The sequence below is a fragment of the Burkholderia sp. Se-20373 genome (assembly GCF_017104705.1).
GTDB lineage: Bacteria > Pseudomonadota > Gammaproteobacteria > Burkholderiales > Burkholderiaceae > Burkholderia.
The window spans coordinates 85,046-105,015 of the sequence record NZ_JAAGPH010000002.1 but is presented as its reverse complement, the minus strand read 5'-3'; the positions used below and the strand labels follow the sequence as shown (position 1 = coordinate 105,015).

Genomic DNA, 19,970 nt, shown 5'->3' with positions numbered 1-19,970 from the left:
ACCCGCTTCGGCGTCACGCCCACATCGCTGGAAAAGCGCTGCTGCAGCGTGCGCGCGCTCCCCCCGCACACTCGACATGTTCCGTTGTGGCGCCCCCTCACCGCCCAAAGACTCGCGCAAGAAACCCACTACTTCGAGAAACTCAGCTTCTTCAACAACACCGCGCCACTCGCCCGACTCATGAGCGAAATGGATTCAACATCGAGGTACAACCTCGACGTCCTCGTCGTGATGTCGGTCGGCTCGTCGTTGTTCGGCTCGGCGTGCTCGACGTGTTCGGTCAGGTACGGCCGGACCAGGCGCCCGGAAAGAGCCAACACGAACCCGCCCTGCGCTTGTGCGTACGCAGCAGGTGACAGCTTCACGCTGCCGCGCACCGTGGACTTCCCGTCTTTTCCGGGATCGAGTTCGATGATGTCGATCTGCTGGATATAGCCTTTTGCCTTCGCCTCGGGTGCGATCACGAGCCCTCGCCCTCGCGGCCCGGTAATGGCCTTTCTGAGCAGGATGCCTGTCCGGCCTTCGCCGTCGGCGTCGACCAGGTCGACGTTCACCTTCAACAGATGCTTCTGCGACTGATATCGCAGCCCGTACGACACCGGCACCAGGAAAGTGACCTCACGATCCAGGTTGACCGCGGCCAGGTTGGCATCCTTGCCGTGCTTGTCGGCCACGCCGGGGATCAGGCCGCGGACGCGCTCGCTCAGGGACGGGGACGCGCTTTTGACGTGCAGCTTCTCCAGTGCTTCCCGAATCGCAACCGGATCGTCGCCGACGATCGGCCGCGTAAGCGACGTGTTGGCCGAAACAGCCGGCGCGACGCTCGCCGTTTCGTTGACAGTGTCGGCCGCTGCGCGCGTCGCGGCCGGGGCCAGCATGATCGCCACGGCGATGGCGCACGCGACATTCCGACGGCCCAACATGGATCTCCGGTGAAACACGACACACTCCTGATTTTTCTGGCGAATCGGTTGACGATGAAATCGGCAGGATCAAACGATCGGTAACGGTCCAACCGTTCGTATCCACCGATCGCCTGCGCGACCCATCATAGGTTCATTGTCAGTTCGGCGGCAGGCCGGTGCGCCACACTATCGTATTGCCCAGACTACAACAATCCGCGACAAACGAGCAGCGGCAAGATAGTCCGGTGCCGGGCCGACCGGGGGTGTCAGCGTTTCCGTGTTCAAGGCAGGTTGAGATTCACGCGGCGGGTCGAACGAATCGATCCTCGCAGAGGATCTGCGAACGGGTTCATCGCCGTCTTCCAGTCATGCGCGGCACGCCCGCGATGGCGACAGGCGGTTTCATCGCCCTTCCCCGAATGATGACTCGTGTCACGAATCATGTTGCCGTCGCAGTGCATCTGCAGGCTCAGCCTTCTGACGAATGCATCGACACGTCGCCGACGACCACGCCTCTCAGCCCCTCCCGCAACGCCGTCACGTTGTCTGCCCCGTTCAGTTGCTCGAACTCCCGTTGCGCCTCGCGCCAGAGAGGCGCCGCCCTGTCGTGCAGGCGCCGACCTTCCTCGGTGAGCTCGATCAGGCGGCTTCGGCCGTCCGTGGGCGACGGCTTGATCGTGACGAAGCCGTCGCGCTCCAGGAAGCCAACCATTTTCCCCATCGCCGTTCGTTCGATATCGAGCCGTTCGGCCAAGGCGTTGACCGGGGTACTTCCCACCTCGTTCAGGGCGGCCAGCGTGAGGAATTGCGTGATGCGCAGGCCCGCGGGCTCGAGATGACTATCGTAGAGTCGGGAGATCTGCCTGCTCGCCTTCCTCACGGCGAAGCAGTTGCATTGATCGATTCCAAGCGGCTGGTTGACCGGCAACATCTGTTCTACTCCTGATTTCGGTTGATCGCGCAAACGCCAAGCGTACGTCACGCGAAGGCGCAGCGGTATCTTTCGATGAAAGCCGGCAGCGGTGGCGTACGGCGATCCGCACACCTCGTGTCTCGCTGCCGCGCCCGCCCCGTATCATCTGCGGCGTTCAAAGCCCTGCCGGCGGCGTGATGTAGCCGGGTATCTCGGCCGCGAGCGTACTCTTCAGCAGCGCTGTTCCCTTGTCGGCCATCACCTCGCTCCTGCCGAGGGCGAGCGCGTCGTAAGTCTGTCGCACGACGTCCTCCGGACTGGCTTTGGGCACGTCGATGCCGTGGGTCAGGTCGGTATCCACGAACCCGACGTGCAGGCCGAGAACCTGGATGCCACGCTCGTGCAGAGACAGGCGAAGCTGGTTCGTGTAACTCCACGCGGCGGCCTTCGACGCAGCATACGGCGCCAGATAGGGCCGCGGAAGCCACACGATGTCGGACAGCACGTTGATGATGGCGGCATGCGGCCGGGCCGCCAGGATCGGCTCGAAGGCCTGTGTGACGCGCACCACGCCGTAGTAGTTCGTATCGAACATGCGGGCGGATTGCGCTTCCATGTCGGCCGCCAGCGGCCCGTCGATCAGCGCGGCAATCCCCGCGTTGTTGACCAGCAGCGTCGTATCCGCCGCCAGTTTCGCGGCCTCGGCGATCGACGCCGGATCCGTGACATCGATCCTGACCGGCACGACGCCCGGCTCGTCGAAACCGCTCGTGTTGCGCATGCCCGCATAGACTTTCGCCGCCCCGCGACGACGTGCCTCTCGCGCAAAAGCCAGACCCAGGCCGCGATTGGCGCCGGTGATGAAGACGGTGGCGTTCTTGATATCCATCACATGCTCCTCGTTCAAAAGCCGCACGCCGGGGGCGAGTCGACTCCCGCCGCCAGCCTGCGCGGGCTAGGTTCAAAGAAAGACGTTGTCCGGTAACTGCTTCGAGAGCGCTCCCCGCAGATGGGTGGCGAGCGTCAGTACGGCGCCAAGCGGGCTCATCCGCACGCTGACGCGCGGCACCGATCCGTCGGCGTTGCGATCGACGACAACGACCGCGCTCAACTTCTCGCCGCTCGTCAGGACAGCGTCGTATTCCAGAAAAAGCCGCGAGCCGACGGCTTGAAGAAACGTGGGCGTCTGTGACGCGTAGAAGGTTCCGACGGCGTCGACGGCGAGCCGGATGTCGTCGCGCCCGGTGACGGGACCCCGCAACACCGAGCTGATCAGTTCCGCGTCGGCCGTCAGATCGTCGAGAAACGGGTGACGCTCGTCTTGAGTGAGTGACATGTTCAAACCTCGCTTCTTTTTAAGGATGGGTTCACGCGAATGCGGACCGATTCCTGGCGACAAACGCCTGGACCGACAGCGGCGGCGTCCCGGTGATTGTCTCGACGACATCGTTGGTGCCCGAGAAAATGCCGTCGCGGTAGTTCTGCGCGACTTCGACCAGATGCTGCGTGAGGAACGGCGGAAACTTGTAAAGGGTTTCCATCTTGATTCGGAATGCCTCGATGGAAGTCGGCGCGTATTCGATCCGGGTGCCGAGCACCTCGCTCATCGCCGCTGCGATCTCGACATGGTTCATCTCGACGGGGCCGTGGAGCGTGTAGACCTTGCCCTCGTGGCCTGCGGGGTTGGCGAGGAGATGGGCGATGACGCGCCCCTGATCGTCGGAGGCGATCGGCGCGTGACGGCCATCGCCGAACGGAAATTCGATCTTCCCCGTGGCCCGGATTTCCTTTGCAAAATGCGGATAGACGAGCCAATCGGCGAAGAAGGTGGGGCGCAAATGCGTCGTCGCGACACCTGACCAATCAAAGACCCGTTCGGAAACCCAATGATCCTGCGCTGCGTGGCTCGCCGACTCCCGACGTGCGGAAATCTGCGACATGTTGACGATTGCCGAGACGCCCGCTTCCTTGGCTGCCTGCGCGAAATACGCCGCGGCCCCGATGATTCCCGGCGCGATCGGATGAAGGAAATAGGCCGACCGGATACCTTCCATCGCTGCCCGGATGGCGTCGATGTCGGTGAAGTCCCCCACCGCGATATCGACACCGCGCCGCCTCAGCGCGGCCGCCCGGTCGTCATCCGTGCGCACATATGCCCGCACGCGCTTGCCCAGCTTGAGCAGTTCGTCAATGGCAAACCCTCCGGTCCGCCCGGTTGCACCACTCACAAGAATCTCGGCTTCGTTCATCGCTTCGCTCCGTTGGAAAGTGAGAGCATATGCTCCCTTGAGGCAAGGATAGGAGCATATGCTCGCATTTTCAAGTTTTTCTGGTTGCGTGCATGCGGAGGAGCGCCAGGCTCGATTCAGCCCGGCGGCATGGCGGACATGCGCGCACAGCTCGAAATGGCCGAACGGAGTCAACCGATCTGGCGCCGCCGGTTTGATCTGGTCCTATCTTTGACAACGGAGGGGATCGTTGCCCGCCCGCTTCGGCCGATACGGCGACGACGAGAATCCATCGTCTGACGGCCGCTCCCCGGTGAATCTCAGGAAGCAACCGACCCGGCCCGCACGAAATGATGCTCCACCCTCGTGCGCAGTACGCCCTCGAGCGCGGCCAGTCGTTCGCGCAGTCGAACCGCCTGCCCTTCCGTCATTGCCCCGAGAACGATCTTCTGCTCGAGAACGTCACCACAGCGGGTGATGGCCCAACGGTCACATCAAGCTCGAACCCGGTGTTTTATCGGTGACATTCCCTCCTTGTACACCGGAGCGTCATGCAAGCCATCACGTTGTTTCTGATCAGGTGTCTTCGTACGAAGATGGCCATTTGCCGCTCCTGCCCGCGAGGCTATCCAAAGATTCGCGGAAGCTACGCCCTAGGAGTATCGTGGTGTGCTGGTCTCGCTTCCGATGCGCAATCCGACTCATCGAAAGCGGCTACTAGCGCCCTAAACGTGCAATGGAGGTGACGATGAGCAAAGGGACAGGCGGTAGCCAAGGTGGCGCGCGCAGCAACTCGGGCGGTGCATCGAAGGGCTCCTCCAGTGGGGCCAAATCGACCCAGAGCGGCGGCCGGTCGGGCAGTGGCACTTCCGGTGGAAACTGGCCGAGTACGACCGGGAATCCGTCCGGCGGTGGGCGCGGCAACGCTGCGCCTCGCGGGAGTCGCTGACGCGTGGTTTGCCGAGGCAACATCCCCAACGGTATTGACGGCGACTATCCGACGAGTTTCGAAGACGCGCCTGACGCACGCTTCAACGCAACGGACAACAGGCATTTGTCCGTTGCTTGAGACTGCAGAGAGTATTGTCGGAGGCGGCCGAACTACCCCCGAACAAAATGATGCTCCACCCTTGCACGCAGTACACCCTCGAGCGCGGCCAGTCGTTCGCGCAGTCGAACCGCTTGCCCTTCCGTCATTTCCCCGAGAACGATCTTTTGCTCGAGAACGTCCCCACAGCGGGTGATGGCCCAACGGTCGACCGTGACAGTTTCACCTTCGAGCACGGCAGCCGCCGTCGAGACGATGCCCGGATTCCGTCTCGACACGAGATGAACCGTATGCGTCAGCGTGAAACCAGGAAGGAAGTGTGACCAGTCTTCACAGACTGTCGGACAGGAGGCCGAGGTAGCTTGACGCATGGTTGCTCCGGATGATTGGTTATCGAACCGGTACCAGCCATGCTGCTCCCGTTTCGTTGCCGTAAATCGGCCGCATCGCCTCAGAGGCGTCCACCTTGCCCGGGAGGGCAGGTTGGCGTCGGAGAATCCGACTCTGGATGCTTGACTTCTTACGTTCGACATTTCGAACGTTTGTTCATTATACCGAAAAATGGATGGTGGGCAAGAGGTGACGGGAGCGCCGTACTTTGACCGGACGGCGCCGCCGATCCGACCCACGCGCTCCTTCAGGCGACGCGTGTCCGAACGCGTCGCCCCCCTTCCTCACGCAATGTACTTGTTCTTGATCCGAATATCCCGCCCCTGAAACGGCCCCGTATCGTGCTCATGCTCATGCACATGCACATGCACATGCACATGCACGATCACCTGCTTCGGATCGAACAACCGCGACACCTCGCGAAAATCCTGATTCACGCGCTTCATGCCTTCGAACATCTCGCCGTGCAGCGCCGCATCGTCGAGCTGCACCGCCCCACTCCCCAAAGCCCGCTCAAGACGGACATGCAGAAAGCTCGTCAACTGCGCATCCTCGGTCGTAGCGAGCTGGAACGTACTGATCTAGTCGTGCAACACCGGCGAAGCGGACAGAACCAGTTCGCTATCCTCTACGAGGATCGATTCGTTCGACCATCCATGTGAATCTCAACCCGCCTTGAACACGGAAATTCTGACTCCCCCGGTTCGGCCGCACATCTGATCGAGCGGTGCCCCGCCACCAGTCTGTTTGGCAAGAAGGGGCATGCGTGGCTCAGCGTTCAACCGCTTCCACTGGATGAGCGACTCGGTGTTGAGCACCGACTGCGCGAACTGGCCCGCTCCGGCGAGGATCTGCGCGAGATCGGGGCCAATATTCGACCACACGACACGCGCCTTCCGGGGCCTCTGTCCTTTAATGAATGAAGCGCGTGAGCATTGCCAGCACGCCTAATCCCATGACTACGCTTAGCAAGGCATTGCGCCAACGGAGATAACTTACCGCCACGACCGTCAACCCGACGATCTCGACGCCGAGCGGTGTCGCTGTACCACTCGCACTGAGGGAGTGCGTGACCAGAATAACCATCACGCACAAGGGAAGCTCTCGATTGAGCATCGTCATCCACGAGCTTCGAAGCACCGAACGATGCATCAGGAGCGGCAACGCTCGCAGCAATATCGTCAGCCCGCTCATGATTCCTACTGCGATCCAGTTTTCAATCATTCCCATCGCTTTTTCGCGCTCCATTGACTTCATTTTCCAGCGGAAAAACGGCCGCTCGGGTCAGCAACAGGATCAAGCCGAGCCCCAGGGAAACGATCAACGCATAGCTTGGTAACAGTGCCTTGGCGACAACGTACGCGCAAATACCGATGGCCGCAGGTGCCAACCGACGACGCGCCAAATACTGCTCGATTGCCAGAATGGCAAACAGCGCCGGCAATGCGAAGTCCAAATTGGGAATCCACCGCGAGACCTGATCGCCAAGCAATACTCCTAGCACCGTGCCGCCAATCCAGTATCCGTGGTTGACGAGGCTCACCACAGCCGACAACTGCCGACGGTCCGCTTCCGGAACAGTCGTCAGCACGGAGTAGTTCTCGTCGGTAAGCGCCGCTATAACGTAGGCGCGGGAAACTCGCGCCTTCGGCAGATGGTCGAGCAGCGGGATGGCATACAGGATGTGTCTCAAGTTGATCAGCAGCGTAGTGAGAGCAACCGTGACCGGATCAACTACGTTGGTCAGCATTGGAACCGCTGCAAATTGCAGCGCCCCGGCGAAAATAAGCATGCTCATTGCGATCACGAGCGCGGGCGGAAGTCCTGCTTGACACGCCAAAACGCCGAACGCAAACCCGGTCGGGATGTAACCCATTCCAACCGGCGTCGTGAGCCTCACGATCAAGCTTCGTCCGCTCGTCATCGTGCCAACGCCCCGATTTCGACAGATGGCGCGGCATGCGCGAGCGAATCCGATGTCTTGTAAAGTGAAAACGACTTGATCAATGGTCGAATTTCGCTCTCTGCACCAAACAGGCCGACGCACACGATGCGATTCTTTCCCGGCTCTGCTGACAGTGTCGCCGACTGCTGCTCGACTGCGCTCACGCCAAGCATTGAATCGATAAAGGCGTTGTGCACTATCTCCATCCCCCTCAGTTGCAGCACAAGTCTTTCGAGCTGGCTCGAGCGCTTCGAACGGAGAACGATAACCGGATACTCGCTGATGCGACTCTCTACGCTGAATGCAGGGCTTGGGTAAGGCAGCAGCTTCCAGGTTGAAGCCGCATTAGCCGCCGCCAGTCCAAGCGTGGTGTGCGCGACAGCGTTGAGAATTGTCGGTGCCGGAAACTCTGCATTGACGACAAGAACCGTCTTGCTGGAATTGTCGAGGTACATTATTTTCATTCTCCTGAATTGAGTGCTGCCCCCTCGGGGCGCGCCAATCCGCCCACGTGCGGGATCGAATATGTGCAGGTAATGCTCCCTAGCCACAAGAATTGATGTTCGATCATCCTACGCATGCCCCATAGTTCGCGTCGCGCGAAGCCGGGCTTGTCGCCATCAGCGATCGCGACTTGACGCAGATATAAGCTACGTGGCCAGTCGCGCGAACTTTGGCCTGCGATATGGGCCAAATGATGCCAGTCATGTGCAGGAAGGTCAGATACAAGGCAAGCCATCCGAACCGGAAGATGAAGCAGAAGCATCCTTGCTCCCCAACCGGACACGCGAATGACATAGGAAAGGTAGCCACGCCAATTGCTATCGTGCGCTCGCAACGGGAACGTCTCGCCGCAAAAGCGACCCCAGCATCGGTCTGCATACCCGCTCCAATCACCAACCGATTCCCCGGCGACATTCCAGGCATGCTCGGTTAAAAACTGAAGCAACGCACTGACGTGATAAATGAGGAACATCGGTACGAACACAGCGATCACATAAGCCTGCCACCCTGATACCATGATCAGTGCAACATGAGATGCCGCCATACCCAAGGCAACGAGCGTTTCAGCCGGCTTGTTGCGTAGAAAGACCGACTCGAGGCGTGCGCGCGCAAATACGAAGTGGAACACTGGGCTCGCGATGGTCATCCAAAGATTCATCCACAGCTCATTTCTTTCGCGCCCCGGGATGAAGCCGAGCTTTGCCAAAAATGCGGCATCCGCGTCGCGTTCGGTCGTAAATATGTTGGCGTTGTGATGCTCGAGATGTTCCTTCCGGTATTCTTCGCCGTTCTGCACGAAGATCAACGAAGGCAAAACTCGCGCGTAGAGCCTGTTCAACAGCGTGTGTGAAAACAGCCGGTTGTGAATCGCGTGATGTAAGTGTGTAACTTGCATCTTCCTGAGCAACCCGACCAAGATCAACCATGACACAACTATAAGAGCCCAGGCGCCGACCGTATTCTTGCTGGCAAGCAACACGAGCGCGACAACAATGACCACACTCAAAGCGAAGGTGACAATAACGTCCAGTGACCGCGGGAGGACAAAGCGCCGCTCAGTTGCTTCAAGCGGTTTGCCCGTCACCCATGTCAGGATAGGTTGCGCGACACCCGGTAGACCACGCATTGACTCTCTTGCACCACTCTCAAACATGCTATCCACTCTCGATCAGGAAAAAATGGGGACGCCTCGACGCCACGCCCCCAACGGTGGTACCGAAGCATCTCAGGGCTTCTCTGCCCGAAAGCGCAGGCGCGTGTAATCGATCGTCCATCGCCCATCGTTGCCGAGCAAGCGAGGCGCGAGCTGACGCGTCACTTGATCGAGCAACGCATCTCGCTCTTCCTCCGGCAATACGGTTAGATATGGGCTGCCAAATGTTCTGATCCAATCACGCACCGGGTAGTCGATCACCACGGGTCGATCGAATAACTCGATGTGTGACACGACAAGCCCACCATCCTCCAACACTTCTCTGCACTCCTTTTCTTCTGGCAAATACCACGGATCGATCTCCTCAGCATCGAAACCCCACCGTGTCAATGCCTCATGTATGGCTTGCCGGATGTAGTACGTATTCCTCGCGCCTGCGAACTCGCCGACGAAACGCCCTCCAGGCCGCAGCGCATTTTCCACGCCACGAACCACCGCGTCGGCGCGACGCATCCAATGCATCGCCGCGTTGCTGAACACGCCGTCGAACTCGCGGGAAAATTCGAGCTCTTCCCCGTTACCCACGTATGCATCTATGCCGCGTTCCCGTGCGACCGCTACGAGCTCCGGACTATAGTCGACACCTGTCATCATCGCTCCCATCCCAGCGATCTTTTCAGTCAGGTAGCCGTCGCCACAACCGATGTCGAGAATCCTTTCACCCGGTCGCGGATTCAGCAATTCGATTGCTCGGGCAGCGAGATCGCCAACAAAACGGGCATTTTTCTCATAGAGCTGCGGATTCCACTTCTGACGTTGCGAAGTACCTCGTTCAAAGCCCTTCTTTATCATCGCCGAACCTCGACTCTCGTATGAATTTCGGTCATGGCCTTTGCCGTCAAACGATCGACGAATGTCCTGTTGAGCATCGTATGATCGGTGTGCGTAGGCCCAGAATCTGAATCCGGGTGGTAGATCACGATGCGCATGCTCCCGTTTCGGCTTTGGAAACTGTGCGCGACACCGGGCGGAATTACGAATGCGGTGCCCGCTCGAAACTCCAGCATCCCATGGTGCGTTTCGCATTGACCATTGCCGGAGAGAATGAGGCCGACCCGCACGGTCGGATGTGTATGCAACGTCTGCGAGGTATGACTCGGCAGGTGCAGAAAATTCAGGCAAGGCTCACCGCGCACGGGCGGCGCAAGCAGCAAACTGCTCGTACATCCGTCGATATAGCGCAGTCGTCCAAGTTCTTCGACCGGTCCGCCTACGAGCGTTGCGCCTTCATAACCAAGGCTCGTGACAAGCAAAGAATGAGCTTTGCCCTTGAGCGTCGACGTACCGGGAAAGCACCCGAATTGCCCGCTCCTCATGTTGTAGACGCCACCTCCGTGCGACACCTCCAACTCACCGGAGTGCACAATGATGAAGTGCGTCGAATCCGCGTCCAGATGCCGCGTGCCGCCCGGCGATACGGCAACCCGGATTGGATTTTCCAATTGGCTGTAATCGAGCTCTGAAGCCATGTCCAGCGGAAACACCAACATCTTGTCGCCCGCAAGAAATCGCGTGCTGATGGTCATAACGTCTTCCTCAGGTTCTTATCGACACGCAAGGAGATGCGTGTCCTACATACAACGACCTCTACTGCGGCTGTTAGACAAAATTCGCCGCTTTTCGACTTTCCATTTGAGCGATGACGACGGCATCACTCGTCATACATATCGACCGCATTCTTCACGGGGAGCACGCATACCAACAATCGCAATTTGCTTACCCCAATTCATTGTAATGACAAACGCATCTCAATAATTTCCGCTTATTTGAGATACCAACATCAACCATGGAGAGTTGCAAAAAATATCTGCTTGATACAAGCGAGTTTGTTTCTATGATTTGACGCTCGATCGAACTGAAACTTTGCAAATTTTTAAATTTCGGTTCGGCACCCCACCGTCAAAATGTTGCCATCAAATCACTCAAATTCGCGCGTACCACCGCACTCTCAGTGGTAGTGAACTCATCGCTCAAATCACTCACACTTGGCTTATCACTCAATTTCCGGTTGCCTTTCTCCGTGGTCATGTGCAGCAGTTCTCCCTCCTACCAAAACGGCGCATTCCTCAGCTTGCCGTCGTTGTTTAATTACAACATCGACACGGATGGCAAACTCGGTCCGGCTCCCGGGACGACCGAAAATTGGCATCAACAATTTCTTTGAATTTCAGTGATCGAGCCGCGATCACACAACAAAAACCGCTCGTATTTCATAAATTCATTTATACCCACCAGGCAACCATCTGACAAATTCGATAATTTTTAGAGAAAACAACAATATTCGTACAAATCCCACAAATACCGACTCATTCAAACAATTCAAACCAATCCAAGAACAATTCCTTTATATATAGCCACTCTTCTCTGGCTCGCTTTCAAGAGTTGGCTACGGCCTCCGAACGAACGTCCATACGCACTGTATTCCACCGTCCATCTTGAAGCGCCAGCGCGCAACTTACCGGGAAGCACAGCATCGCCATGCCGCCCGACCGGATTCGGGATGTGGTCACGCCCGATCCTTACCAGTTATGCCAACAACGGCAGCCGTGCTTCGACACGATCTCGCGCGCAGCCACAGTTCCGGCAAGCGCATTCATCCATGCCACCGATGCCAGAGTGGGCGCCGCCATATCGCTCGCCGTCATCTCGCTGCCGTCCACCAAATAGCGGGGATCATCGACCTGGGCCGTGTCGGATATGTCGCGCGCGAACTCGTGCAGTTCACGCATAGTCCGAGAGGGCAGGCGCAGCTCAGTGTCTTACTTGACATCTAGGCGAGCGCTGGGCCGCACATGCGGCGCAGATCATGTAGATCGCTGACGTCCCGACTGGCGCCCCCGGCATCGCCGCGCTGGCTGCACGCCTGCATACAAGCAAACGGGCGTTTGCACGCAATTTCCGCAAAGAGAGCAGACAGTGACCCGCGTAATTCGTACTGGCAGCGCGGACCGAACATGCGAAAGCGCGCTAGCGCGAGCCGCCTGTCGTTAATCGTTCGACGAACCGCCCGCTCGCACCGTAATCAACGTCACCGTCGTCAGCGCGATCGGCACGCAGCTGGCCCTGGGACTGTATCTGCTGGACGAGCGCTTTATGGCGGCAGATGTGCTCTAGAGCTCGGCTCGGCTCCGCGCTGCACGGGACACGATGTTCAAGTTGGTACCCGCGACGCTGCTAGTGCGCTGCTAGTGCGCTCCTACATCGACCGCATATTTGCGCTTCCGGCCATTCAGCACGCGCAGGTGACAGATGCGGCGCAGTGGCGAAGCAGGACAAATCCAGGGCGGCAGCTACACCGGCCAGCTAGGGTAAGACTGGTGCATGGTGGAGTTGGACACAAGCTCCGCCGCCCTCGGATGCGGAAAAAGCGCCGCATCGGCGCGGGAAGCTCAGTCGGGCGGAATGCGGCCGCCAGCCGATCGTCACACCACACGCCCCGTCAAAACACCGTATGCAACCCCACCCGCGCCACCGTCTGGCTCGCCGAACTCGACGCCCCGTTCGGATCCAGCACGCCATTGACCTGCGCGTTCGCGCCGTTGTTCGCGCGCTGGTAGTCCGCCGACACATACACCATCGTCCGCTTCGAGAACCAGTACTGAAGCGCCACGCTGACCTGATGCGCGTGGTTGTCGTTCACCGCTTCATTGCCCTTCATGTACATGTACTTCGCGCCGAGCACGACATCCGGCCTGACGTGCCACAACCCGCCCGCCTCGGCCATCCACACGCCGGCGTCGTTGAACGAGTTGTGTACGGTGGTCATCAACGCGTTCGCGGTGACGACACCGAAGTCGTAATGCATCCCGACACCCCAGTTGCGCACGCTGGTGGACGGCACGCCGGGCGCAGGGCCGTATTTCTCGTTCGTGTAGGCCGCCCCGATACCGAACGGCCCCGCTTCATAGTTCAGCCCGGCGCTGACCGCATTGTCCGCCCCGACCGACCCGGCCACCCCACCAAACGCATACATCGCGCCGCCGGAAAAACCCGACACCGTCGGCGAACTGTACTTGACGGAATTCGCGATCGGTTTGCTACCCGCCGTGCGATCCCAATCGAATGCACCGGTCGGATTATCCGGAAGCGCGAGACGCTGGAACGGGCCATTGCGAAAGCCGTACAGCCCCGAGATATCCCGTGAAATCGCGTTGTTCTTCGAAAACAGCGAATCCACCATGAAGTCGTACTGATTGCCCAGCGTGATGCTGCCGAACCGGTTGCTTTCGAGGCCCACATACGCGTTGCGCCCGAAAATCCCCGTCCCGATGATCGCGCCGTTCGCCATCGAGAACTGGTTCACGAGCGCGAAGATCGCGCGATATCCGCCACCGAGATCTTCCGTGCCGCGAAAGCCGAAGAGGTTGGGCGCGAATATGCCGTCGTCGAACTTGACGTTCTTTCCGCCGCCCTCGTTGCTCACATAAGAGACGCCCGCGTCGATCAGCCCGAACATCGTCACGCTGCTCTGCGCCCATGCGCCCTGCGCCACCGCAAGAATCGCCACTGCTCCAAACCTGAGTTTCATTTTGTCTCCGTCTTTTTTATGAAAATACGAGACCACCACCTGCTGCGTGGCAGGTGCTCGCTCGATGTGTCACAAGGAATCGCCCGCAATCAGGCAGATGAAACAACGCCAGAAATATGCTTAGCTTTACTGATCGATGAACCCGATCGCCGTCGCATTGAACGGCCCTGCCCGCCCCTCATCAAAACACCGGAATCAAGCGCCTCGATAGACGACCCACGCAGCGGCATCCACCTCCACCGCCACGGCCTCCAGCGCCGATCCCGAGCAAGGCCCATCGATACACACACCATCATCGAACCGGAACAGCGCGCTGTGATGGGCGCACATCAGCACCTGCGACCGATAGCAGGAAACGCTACCCGGCACGAAATCGAGCGGCACCGAGAAGTGCGGGCAACGATTCACATAAGCCCATACCTGCTCACCGCGTCTCACGACGATCACGGGACGTCCGATACATGCTTCGTCGACGACCCGCGCGCCGCCGTCGGGCACATCGGAAAACCGGCAGAGTTGTCGTGCGTCCATGACTCATACCCTCTGCTCGGGGTTGCCGAGGCTCCAGTCCCACGGCCGCACCTCCACATGCGAGAACAGCCCCTCCTTCACATACGGATCGTTGCCGATGAACTGCATCACCGCCTGAATGTCGTCCGCCTCCAGGACGAGCAGCGTGCCGTTCATCGCGTCGCCGTGCGGGTCGAGCGTCGGGCCGCCGAGCCGCACCACCACGCCGTGCTGGTCGGCCGAGCGCAGGTAAGTCCGGTGAATCGGCCGCACGCGATCGCGCACGTCGCGCATGCCTGGCTGGTCCGTCGCAAACACCGCAAAAAATCTTGCCATGGCGGTCAGCTCCGATCGAGGACGAACGCATGAAGATGCCGCACGAGGCGCTGCATCGGCGCACGCAGGCGCAGGCTCGGCGTGCCGTCGAAGCGGGCGACGACCGGCTCGGCCAGCGTGGCGTCACCGTCATGGTGGTCAAGGCTCATGGTTGTCTCCGTTGGCGCATCCGGCCGTTCATTGCGGCGCGCGCCCTTCCCATGCATGCTGAAGCAGCGCGCGAATCGCCTCACGCTCGATCGGCCGCGGGTTCGCATACGGGTTGCGGCACGCGAGGTCGGCCGCTTCGTCGAGGCCGGCCTCCGGCATCCCGAGGTCAGCGAGCGCCGGCGCGATACCGAGCCGTGCGTTCAGCGCGAACAGCAGCGGGCCGGCTTCCGCCGCGTCGTTCCCGCCCAGCGCGCGCGCCACACGGCGCAGCGCATCGGGCGCGGCAGCGTGGTTGTAGTGCGCGGTATGCGGCAGCATCGCCGCATGCGTCTGCGCGTGCGGCAGGTTGAAGGTGCCGCCCAGCGTGTGGCACAGCTTGTGATGCAGCGCCATGCCGACCGCGCCCAGGCAGGTACCCGCGAGCCACGCGCCGTACAGCGCGCGGCTGCGCGCGTCGCGGTTCGCCGGATCGCGCACGACCACGGGCAGCGCTTCGCCGAGCGCCCGGATCGATTCTTCCGCCATCAGGCTGATCACCGGGTTCGCATCTTCCGCATAGAGCGCCTCGACGGCATGCGCCATCGCGTTGATGCCGGACGCCGCGGAAATGTCCGCCGGCAGCGACAACGTCAGCGACGGGTCGTAGAGCACCGTGCGCGGCAGCACGCGCGCGTCGCGCCCGGTGCGCTTCAGCCGGCCTTCCGTGAGCCCGAAGATCGGCGTCATCTCCGAGCCCGCGTACGTCGTCGGCACGGCCAGGATCGGCAGCACCGATTCGAGCGCGATCGCCTTGCCCAGCCCGATCGTCGACCCGCCGCCGATCGCGATGCAGCAATCCGCGTCCAGCTCGCCGGCCATCTCGCGCGCCGCGTGTGCGACTTCGATCGGCACGTGCATGACCGCCTGCGCGCAGATGCCGGCCGCACGCTCGCCCAGGATCGCCGCCACACGCTCGGCGAGCGGCCTCTGTTCGGGCGTGGACAGGATCAGCGCGCGGCGGGCGCCGAGCGTCGACAACTCGTCCGGCAGCCTGTCGAGCGCGCCCCATTCGAATACCACGCGGGACGGGGTGCCCTGATAGACGAAGCGATCCATGGCGAACCTCAGCGCTTGAAGTGCGGCGGCACGTTGCCGTCGACGTTGACCCACACCGACCGCGCCTCGGTATAGTCGTGCATCGCCTCGAAGCCCATCTCGCGGCCGTAGCCCGACTGGCCGACGCCGCCGAACGGGCTGCCCGGATTGACGCGCTTGTAGCAGTTGATCCAGCACATGCCCGCGTCGATCTGCGACGCCATCTTGTGTGCGCGGGACAGATCCTTCGTCCACAGGCCGCTGCCCAGCCCGTATTCGGTCGCGTTCGCGATGGCCAGCGCTTCTTCGTCGCTGCCGAAACGCAGCACCGTGACGAACGGGCCGAACACTTCCTCCTGCGCGATACGGTCGGTCGCGCTGCGGGCCTCGATGACCGTCGGGCGCACGTAGTAGCCGTTGGCGAGCGCCGGGTCCTGCGGCGCGCTGCCGCCGGCGAGCACGCGGCCGCCCTGCTCGCGCGCGACGTCGACGAACGCCAGCACACGATCGAGGTGCTGCTTCGACGTCAGCGGCCCCATCTCGGTGTTCGCATCGAGCGGGTTGCCGATGCGGATCGACGACGCGAGCGCCACGAAGCGCTCGAGGAACGCATCGGCGATGCGTTCGTGCAGCACGAGACGCGAGCCGGCGATGCACGCCTGCCCCTGGTTGTGGAAGATCGCCCACGCGGCGCCGTTGATGGCCGCGTCGAGATCGGCATCGTCGAACACGATGTTGGCGCCCTTGCCGCCCAGTTCGAGCTGCACGCGCTTCAGGTTGCCCTGCGACGCTTCGACGATCCGGCGGCCGGTGGCCGTCGATCCCGTGAACGCAATCTTGCCGACGCCCTGGTGTTCGGCGAGCCGCTGGCCGGCCGTGTGCCCATAGCCGGGGACGATGTTGACGACACCCGCGGGGAACCCGACCTCGGCCATCAGCTCGACGATGCGCAGCGTCGACAGCGGCGTGATTTCCGAAGGCTTGAGCACCACCGTGTTGCCGGCCGCGAGCGCGGGGCCCATCTTCCAGCTCGTGAACATCAGCGGAAAATTCCACGGCACGATCTGGCCGACGACACCGATCGGCGCGCGCTGCACGTAGTTCAGGAAACCGGTCTCGACAGGAATCACCGAGCCTTGCAGCTTGTCGGCCATGCCGCCGAAGTAGCGGAAGCACGCCGCCGTGCGCGGCACGTCGAGCGCACGCGAATCGCGGATCGGGTGGCCGGTGTCCAGCGATTCGAGTTGGGCCAGCTCCTCCGCGTTGGCCTCGATCGCATCAGCCAGGCGCAGCAGCAAGCGGCCGCGTTCGGCGGCCGGCAGCGCCGACCATTTGGGAAACGCGCGCGTCGCGGCTTCGACGGCCAGGTCGACGTCCGCCGCGGTGGCGGCCGCGATCTTCGTGATGACGGAGCCGTCGTGCGGGTTCAGCACGTCGATCGTGCCGCGGTCGACGGCGTCAACGAAGCGCCCGTCGATGAAGAGTTGGGTTTGCATGAATCGTCCTCGGTGGATGGCGTGAAGCGCAAGCGGAAACCGGCGCGCCGCTCAGAACGCGATCGGATACGGCGCGAGCTCGCCGCTCTCGTAGCGCTGCGGCAGGTTCGGTGTCGCGTTTTCCCAGACCAGCAGCATCGACCGCTTCGTGGAGTAGCCCTGGTGCCGGATGTCGGCGGGCATCGCGCAGATGTCGCCGGCGCGCATCGTTACGCGCGCGCGCGGCGCGCCGGTGTTCTTGTCGCCGATGTCCCACACGATTTCGTCGGACAGTTGCAGGAACCATTCGACGCGGTCGTTGCCATGGAACACCGGCAGGATGAATTCCTCGGTGGTCGGGCAGAACAGGCTGCGCCCGCACACCGACGTGACCGACGGATTCCACGTCACGTCCGAGCGGGACAGGTACTTGAACAGGTTGAATGCGTGCAGCTCGCCTTCGAAGCCCGGCTCGACGTGCACTTCCGGTTCGTCCTGCGCGACGTCGAGGAACGCGCGGTTGACCGGCAGGTCGTCGCGCAGCGGCGAATCGCCTTCGAGGCCAGGCATGCGGCGCGTCGCGATCCGCGTGCGCTCGATCGCCGCGCCGTTCTCGCCGTGCTTGCGCCCGAACGCCGTGCCGGTTTCCTCGGGCGCCGCGAACGGATCGAAGCCTTCGTTCGTCCAGTCGTGCAGCATCGCCTTGAAGGTCGCCATGATCGTGGGCGTGTCGAAGGTCTCGGTGTAATCGACGCCGGCGTCCTTCAGGATGCCGTTGAAGGTGCCCGCATACATGTCCACCTTGCCGTAGTGGTTGCGCGTGCCGAACACGTGGTCGAAGTTCACCCAGCCGTAGAAGAAGCCCCATGCCACGTCGCGCATCATCGCGCGCAGGAACGCGTCCGCCGGCATCGCGTGCGTGCGGGTCTGGCCTTTCGCGGGCCAGCTGATCTTCACGAAATATTCGTCGCGCTGAAATTCGAATGCGCCGAGCTGGAAGCGGCGGTAGCCGGTGACGGCATCGGCTTCGGTGGCTTGCACCAGATCGGCGGCAAAGCCTGCGGAAGTGTCGAAAGTGTCGAGGGTGGCCATAACGTGTCTCCTGGAAGTGTCGAATGAGGTCGGACGAATCAGTGCAGGCAGATGTCGGCCCACTTCTCCACGGACAGCTCGCCCAGGATGGTCTGCACGAGTGCGACGCCCGGCCGGCTGGCGGTGAAGCGATATGCACAGCCGGCCGGCAGCAGCGCCTGATGGCCCTGGCGCAATACGACGTAGCCCATCTTGCGGCCGGCCGGTTGCGTGCCGGCGTTCACGGTGCCGCGCCCCGCTTGCGGCGGCGTATCGAGCTTGATGAATTCGATCCGGACTTCGCCATCCATCTGGATCACGAACTCGTCGTGTGCGCAGGCGAACCACGGCGACTGGCCGTCGGTCCGCAGCACTTCGATCACGTATTCGAGGTTCTTGCCGGCGACGACCTTTTCATAAGGGGCCGACTTCGATGCGACCTCGAAAACATTCGAGAACGCGTAGTGTTGAGCGCTGCCGCTCGTGATTTCGATCTCGCCCTTCCGGTAATGGTCGAGCGAGCCAAAGACGGTATGGAATGCCGTGTCGGTCATTTCTGTCTCCTGAGTTGAACCGCTTGTTGGATTCCACTCTAGGGGTAAGGCCCACCCGCAACAAGGCACGGGACGGCGACTACGGCATTTGCGTTTCGCGAATAATCCGCGCGCTTCACCGCACCCAGCCACGCTCCAGAAGGGGAACATCCCACGGCGATTCGTCGCCGATGGTTTCCGCGAGGAACTCGACCAGCGCCTTCACTTTCAACGCCTGTCGCTGCGTTGCGGGATAAACCGCGGCAAAGCTCAGCGGCGCGAGCTGGAAGTCGGTCAGGATCGGCACGAGCCGGCCTGCGACGAGCGCTTCGCTCGCCACGAGCGTCGGCAGGCACACGACACCGCCGCCCGACAGCGCGTACTCGCGCAGCAGGTGCACGGAGTTCGAGCGGATCATGCCCGGCAGCTCCATTTCGACGACCTCGTCGCCGCGCGTCATCGTCCAGCGGTTGCGCGACGGATAGCCCGAATAAAGCGCGGTGGTGTGCTGCAGCAAGTCGCGTGGATGTTGTGGCGCACCATGCGTGTCGAGGTACGCGGGTGACGCGCAGAAGAGGCGCCTGACGGTGAACAGCCGCCGTTCGATCAGCGACTCGGAGATCGGCGGAAAGATCTGGAACGCGATGTCGAACCCTTCTTCGACGGGGTCCACGACACGGTCATTGACGATGACGTCGAGCTGGATGCCCGGGTAGCGCCGGTTGAATTCCATCAGCGGCGCGCCGAAGTGATCGAGCGCGAAACCGGGCAGCATCTGGATCCGCAGCCGCCCGGTCGGCGTCGCGCGAAGCTCGCGCATCTGGTCGGTCAGCTCGTTGACGCGCCCCACCACCTCCGCGCACTCGCGATAAAACGCCTCGCCCACTTCGGACAAGCGCACGTGGCGCGTGCTGCGATGGAACAGCGGCGCGTTGACGAACTTCTCGAGCTGCTGGATGCGGTTCGTCACGACCGAGCTGGTCACGCCAAGCTGCCGCGCCGCCTCGGCGAAGCTGCTCGCCTCCGCCACCCGGACGAATGCCTCGATGCTCAGGAACCGGTCCATACCGCGCCCTTTTTCGACAGCGAAACCGGCAGTCTACCCGTGCGGATCACGGGCTGTGTCATGCGGGACGCGTCACACTGT

Annotated in this window: 24 protein-coding genes and 1 riboswitch; all 24 genes read right to left on the bottom strand. The window is 61.5% G+C overall.

Annotated features, from left to right (window positions below):
- Positions 1-128 precede the first annotated feature (128 nt).
- On the bottom strand, positions 129-923 hold the full coding sequence (locus tag G3N96_RS01270) for a hypothetical protein (RefSeq protein ID WP_241022405.1): 795 nt from the start codon (positions 921-923) through the stop codon (positions 129-131).
- A gap of 451 nt (positions 924-1,374) precedes the next feature.
- Positions 1,375-1,836, bottom strand: a complete 462-nt coding sequence (locus tag G3N96_RS01265) for a MarR family winged helix-turn-helix transcriptional regulator (RefSeq protein WP_206135954.1) — start codon at positions 1,834-1,836, stop codon at positions 1,375-1,377.
- Between the two features lie 157 nt (positions 1,837-1,993).
- On the bottom strand, positions 1,994-2,707 hold the full coding sequence (locus tag G3N96_RS01260) for an SDR family oxidoreductase (RefSeq protein WP_206135953.1): 714 nt from the start codon (positions 2,705-2,707) through the stop codon (positions 1,994-1,996).
- 72 nt (positions 2,708-2,779) lie between these two features.
- Entirely contained in the window at positions 2,780-3,154 is a 375-nt protein-coding gene (locus G3N96_RS01255) for a hypothetical protein (RefSeq protein WP_206135952.1), read from the bottom strand.
- A 31-nt stretch (positions 3,155-3,185) separates the two neighbouring features.
- A complete protein-coding gene (locus tag G3N96_RS01250) occupies positions 3,186-4,067 on the bottom strand; it encodes an NmrA family NAD(P)-binding protein (RefSeq protein WP_206135951.1) in 882 nt (293 codons plus the stop codon).
- Positions 4,068-5,147: 1,080 nt separating this feature from the next.
- Positions 5,148-5,465 carry a hypothetical protein gene (locus G3N96_RS01245; protein ID WP_206135950.1) on the bottom strand — a complete coding sequence of 106 codons (318 nt, stop codon included), beginning with the start codon at positions 5,463-5,465 and terminating at the stop codon, positions 5,148-5,150.
- A gap of 42 nt (positions 5,466-5,507) precedes the next feature.
- Positions 5,508-5,611, bottom strand: a riboswitch (SAM-I-IV-variant riboswitch).
- 157 nt (positions 5,612-5,768) lie between these two features.
- Entirely contained in the window at positions 5,769-6,026 is a 258-nt protein-coding gene (locus tag G3N96_RS01240; RefSeq protein ID WP_241022404.1) for a hypothetical protein, read from the bottom strand.
- Between the two features lie 123 nt (positions 6,027-6,149).
- On the bottom strand, positions 6,150-6,368 hold the full coding sequence (locus G3N96_RS01235) for a hypothetical protein (RefSeq protein WP_206135949.1): 219 nt from the start codon (positions 6,366-6,368) through the stop codon (positions 6,150-6,152).
- A gap of 28 nt (positions 6,369-6,396) precedes the next feature.
- On the bottom strand, positions 6,397-6,732 hold the full coding sequence (locus tag G3N96_RS01230; protein WP_241022403.1) for an AzlD domain-containing protein: 336 nt from the start codon (positions 6,730-6,732) through the stop codon (positions 6,397-6,399).
- Complete coding sequence (locus G3N96_RS01225) at positions 6,701-7,384, bottom strand: AzlC family ABC transporter permease (protein ID WP_346778865.1); 684 nt, start codon at positions 7,382-7,384, stop codon at positions 6,701-6,703. Before G3N96_RS01225 ends, G3N96_RS01230 begins: the two co-directional genes overlap by 32 nt.
- 20 nt (positions 7,385-7,404) lie before the next feature.
- Positions 7,405-7,884 carry a DUF2000 domain-containing protein gene (locus G3N96_RS01220; RefSeq protein WP_241022401.1) on the bottom strand — a complete coding sequence of 160 codons (480 nt, stop codon included), beginning with the start codon at positions 7,882-7,884 and terminating at the stop codon, positions 7,405-7,407.
- 5 nt (positions 7,885-7,889) lie between these two features.
- Positions 7,890-9,059, bottom strand: a complete 1,170-nt coding sequence (locus tag G3N96_RS01215) for a fatty acid desaturase (protein ID WP_206135947.1) — start codon at positions 9,057-9,059, stop codon at positions 7,890-7,892.
- Positions 9,060-9,158: 99 nt separating this feature from the next.
- Positions 9,159-9,938, bottom strand: a complete 780-nt coding sequence (locus tag G3N96_RS01210; protein WP_206135946.1) for a class I SAM-dependent methyltransferase — start codon at positions 9,936-9,938, stop codon at positions 9,159-9,161.
- A complete protein-coding gene (locus G3N96_RS01205) occupies positions 9,935-10,672 on the bottom strand; it encodes a cupin domain-containing protein (protein WP_206135945.1) in 738 nt (245 codons plus the stop codon). The genes G3N96_RS01210 and G3N96_RS01205 overlap by 4 nt, the downstream gene beginning before the upstream one ends.
- Before the next feature lie 993 nt (positions 10,673-11,665).
- Positions 11,666-11,875, bottom strand: a complete 210-nt coding sequence (locus tag G3N96_RS01200) for a hypothetical protein (protein WP_206135944.1) — start codon at positions 11,873-11,875, stop codon at positions 11,666-11,668.
- A gap of 710 nt (positions 11,876-12,585) precedes the next feature.
- A complete protein-coding gene (locus G3N96_RS01195; RefSeq protein WP_206135943.1) occupies positions 12,586-13,674 on the bottom strand; it encodes a porin in 1,089 nt (362 codons plus the stop codon).
- Between the two features lie 195 nt (positions 13,675-13,869).
- The gene (locus G3N96_RS01190; protein WP_206135942.1) at positions 13,870-14,205 is read right to left on the bottom strand and encodes a Rieske 2Fe-2S domain-containing protein; all 336 of its coding nucleotides are present in this window, start codon (positions 14,203-14,205) and stop codon (positions 13,870-13,872) included.
- Positions 14,206-14,208: 3 nt separating this feature from the next.
- Complete coding sequence (locus G3N96_RS01185) at positions 14,209-14,520, bottom strand: YciI family protein (RefSeq protein ID WP_206135941.1); 312 nt, start codon at positions 14,518-14,520, stop codon at positions 14,209-14,211.
- Between the two features lie 5 nt (positions 14,521-14,525).
- Positions 14,526-14,669 carry a hypothetical protein gene (locus tag G3N96_RS01180; RefSeq protein ID WP_206135940.1) on the bottom strand — a complete coding sequence of 48 codons (144 nt, stop codon included), beginning with the start codon at positions 14,667-14,669 and terminating at the stop codon, positions 14,526-14,528.
- A 28-nt stretch (positions 14,670-14,697) separates the two neighbouring features.
- Positions 14,698-15,765: a maleylacetate reductase gene (locus G3N96_RS01175; protein WP_206135939.1), complete on the bottom strand. Its 1,068-nt coding sequence runs from the start codon at positions 15,763-15,765 to the stop codon at positions 14,698-14,700.
- 8 nt (positions 15,766-15,773) lie between these two features.
- On the bottom strand, positions 15,774-17,240 hold the full coding sequence (locus G3N96_RS01170) for an aldehyde dehydrogenase family protein (protein ID WP_206135938.1): 1,467 nt from the start codon (positions 17,238-17,240) through the stop codon (positions 15,774-15,776).
- Positions 17,241-17,291: 51 nt separating this feature from the next.
- Positions 17,292-18,311, bottom strand: coding sequence for a hydroxyquinol 1,2-dioxygenase (locus G3N96_RS01165; protein ID WP_206135937.1), 1,020 nt, complete (start codon positions 18,309-18,311; stop codon positions 17,292-17,294).
- A 38-nt stretch (positions 18,312-18,349) separates the two neighbouring features.
- Positions 18,350-18,844, bottom strand: a complete 495-nt coding sequence (locus tag G3N96_RS01160) for a hydroxyquinol 1,2-dioxygenase (protein ID WP_206135936.1) — start codon at positions 18,842-18,844, stop codon at positions 18,350-18,352.
- Between the two features lie 115 nt (positions 18,845-18,959).
- Positions 18,960-19,889, bottom strand: coding sequence for a LysR family transcriptional regulator (locus tag G3N96_RS01155; RefSeq protein WP_206135935.1), 930 nt, complete (start codon positions 19,887-19,889; stop codon positions 18,960-18,962).
- Between the last annotated feature and the right edge of the window lie 81 nt (positions 19,890-19,970).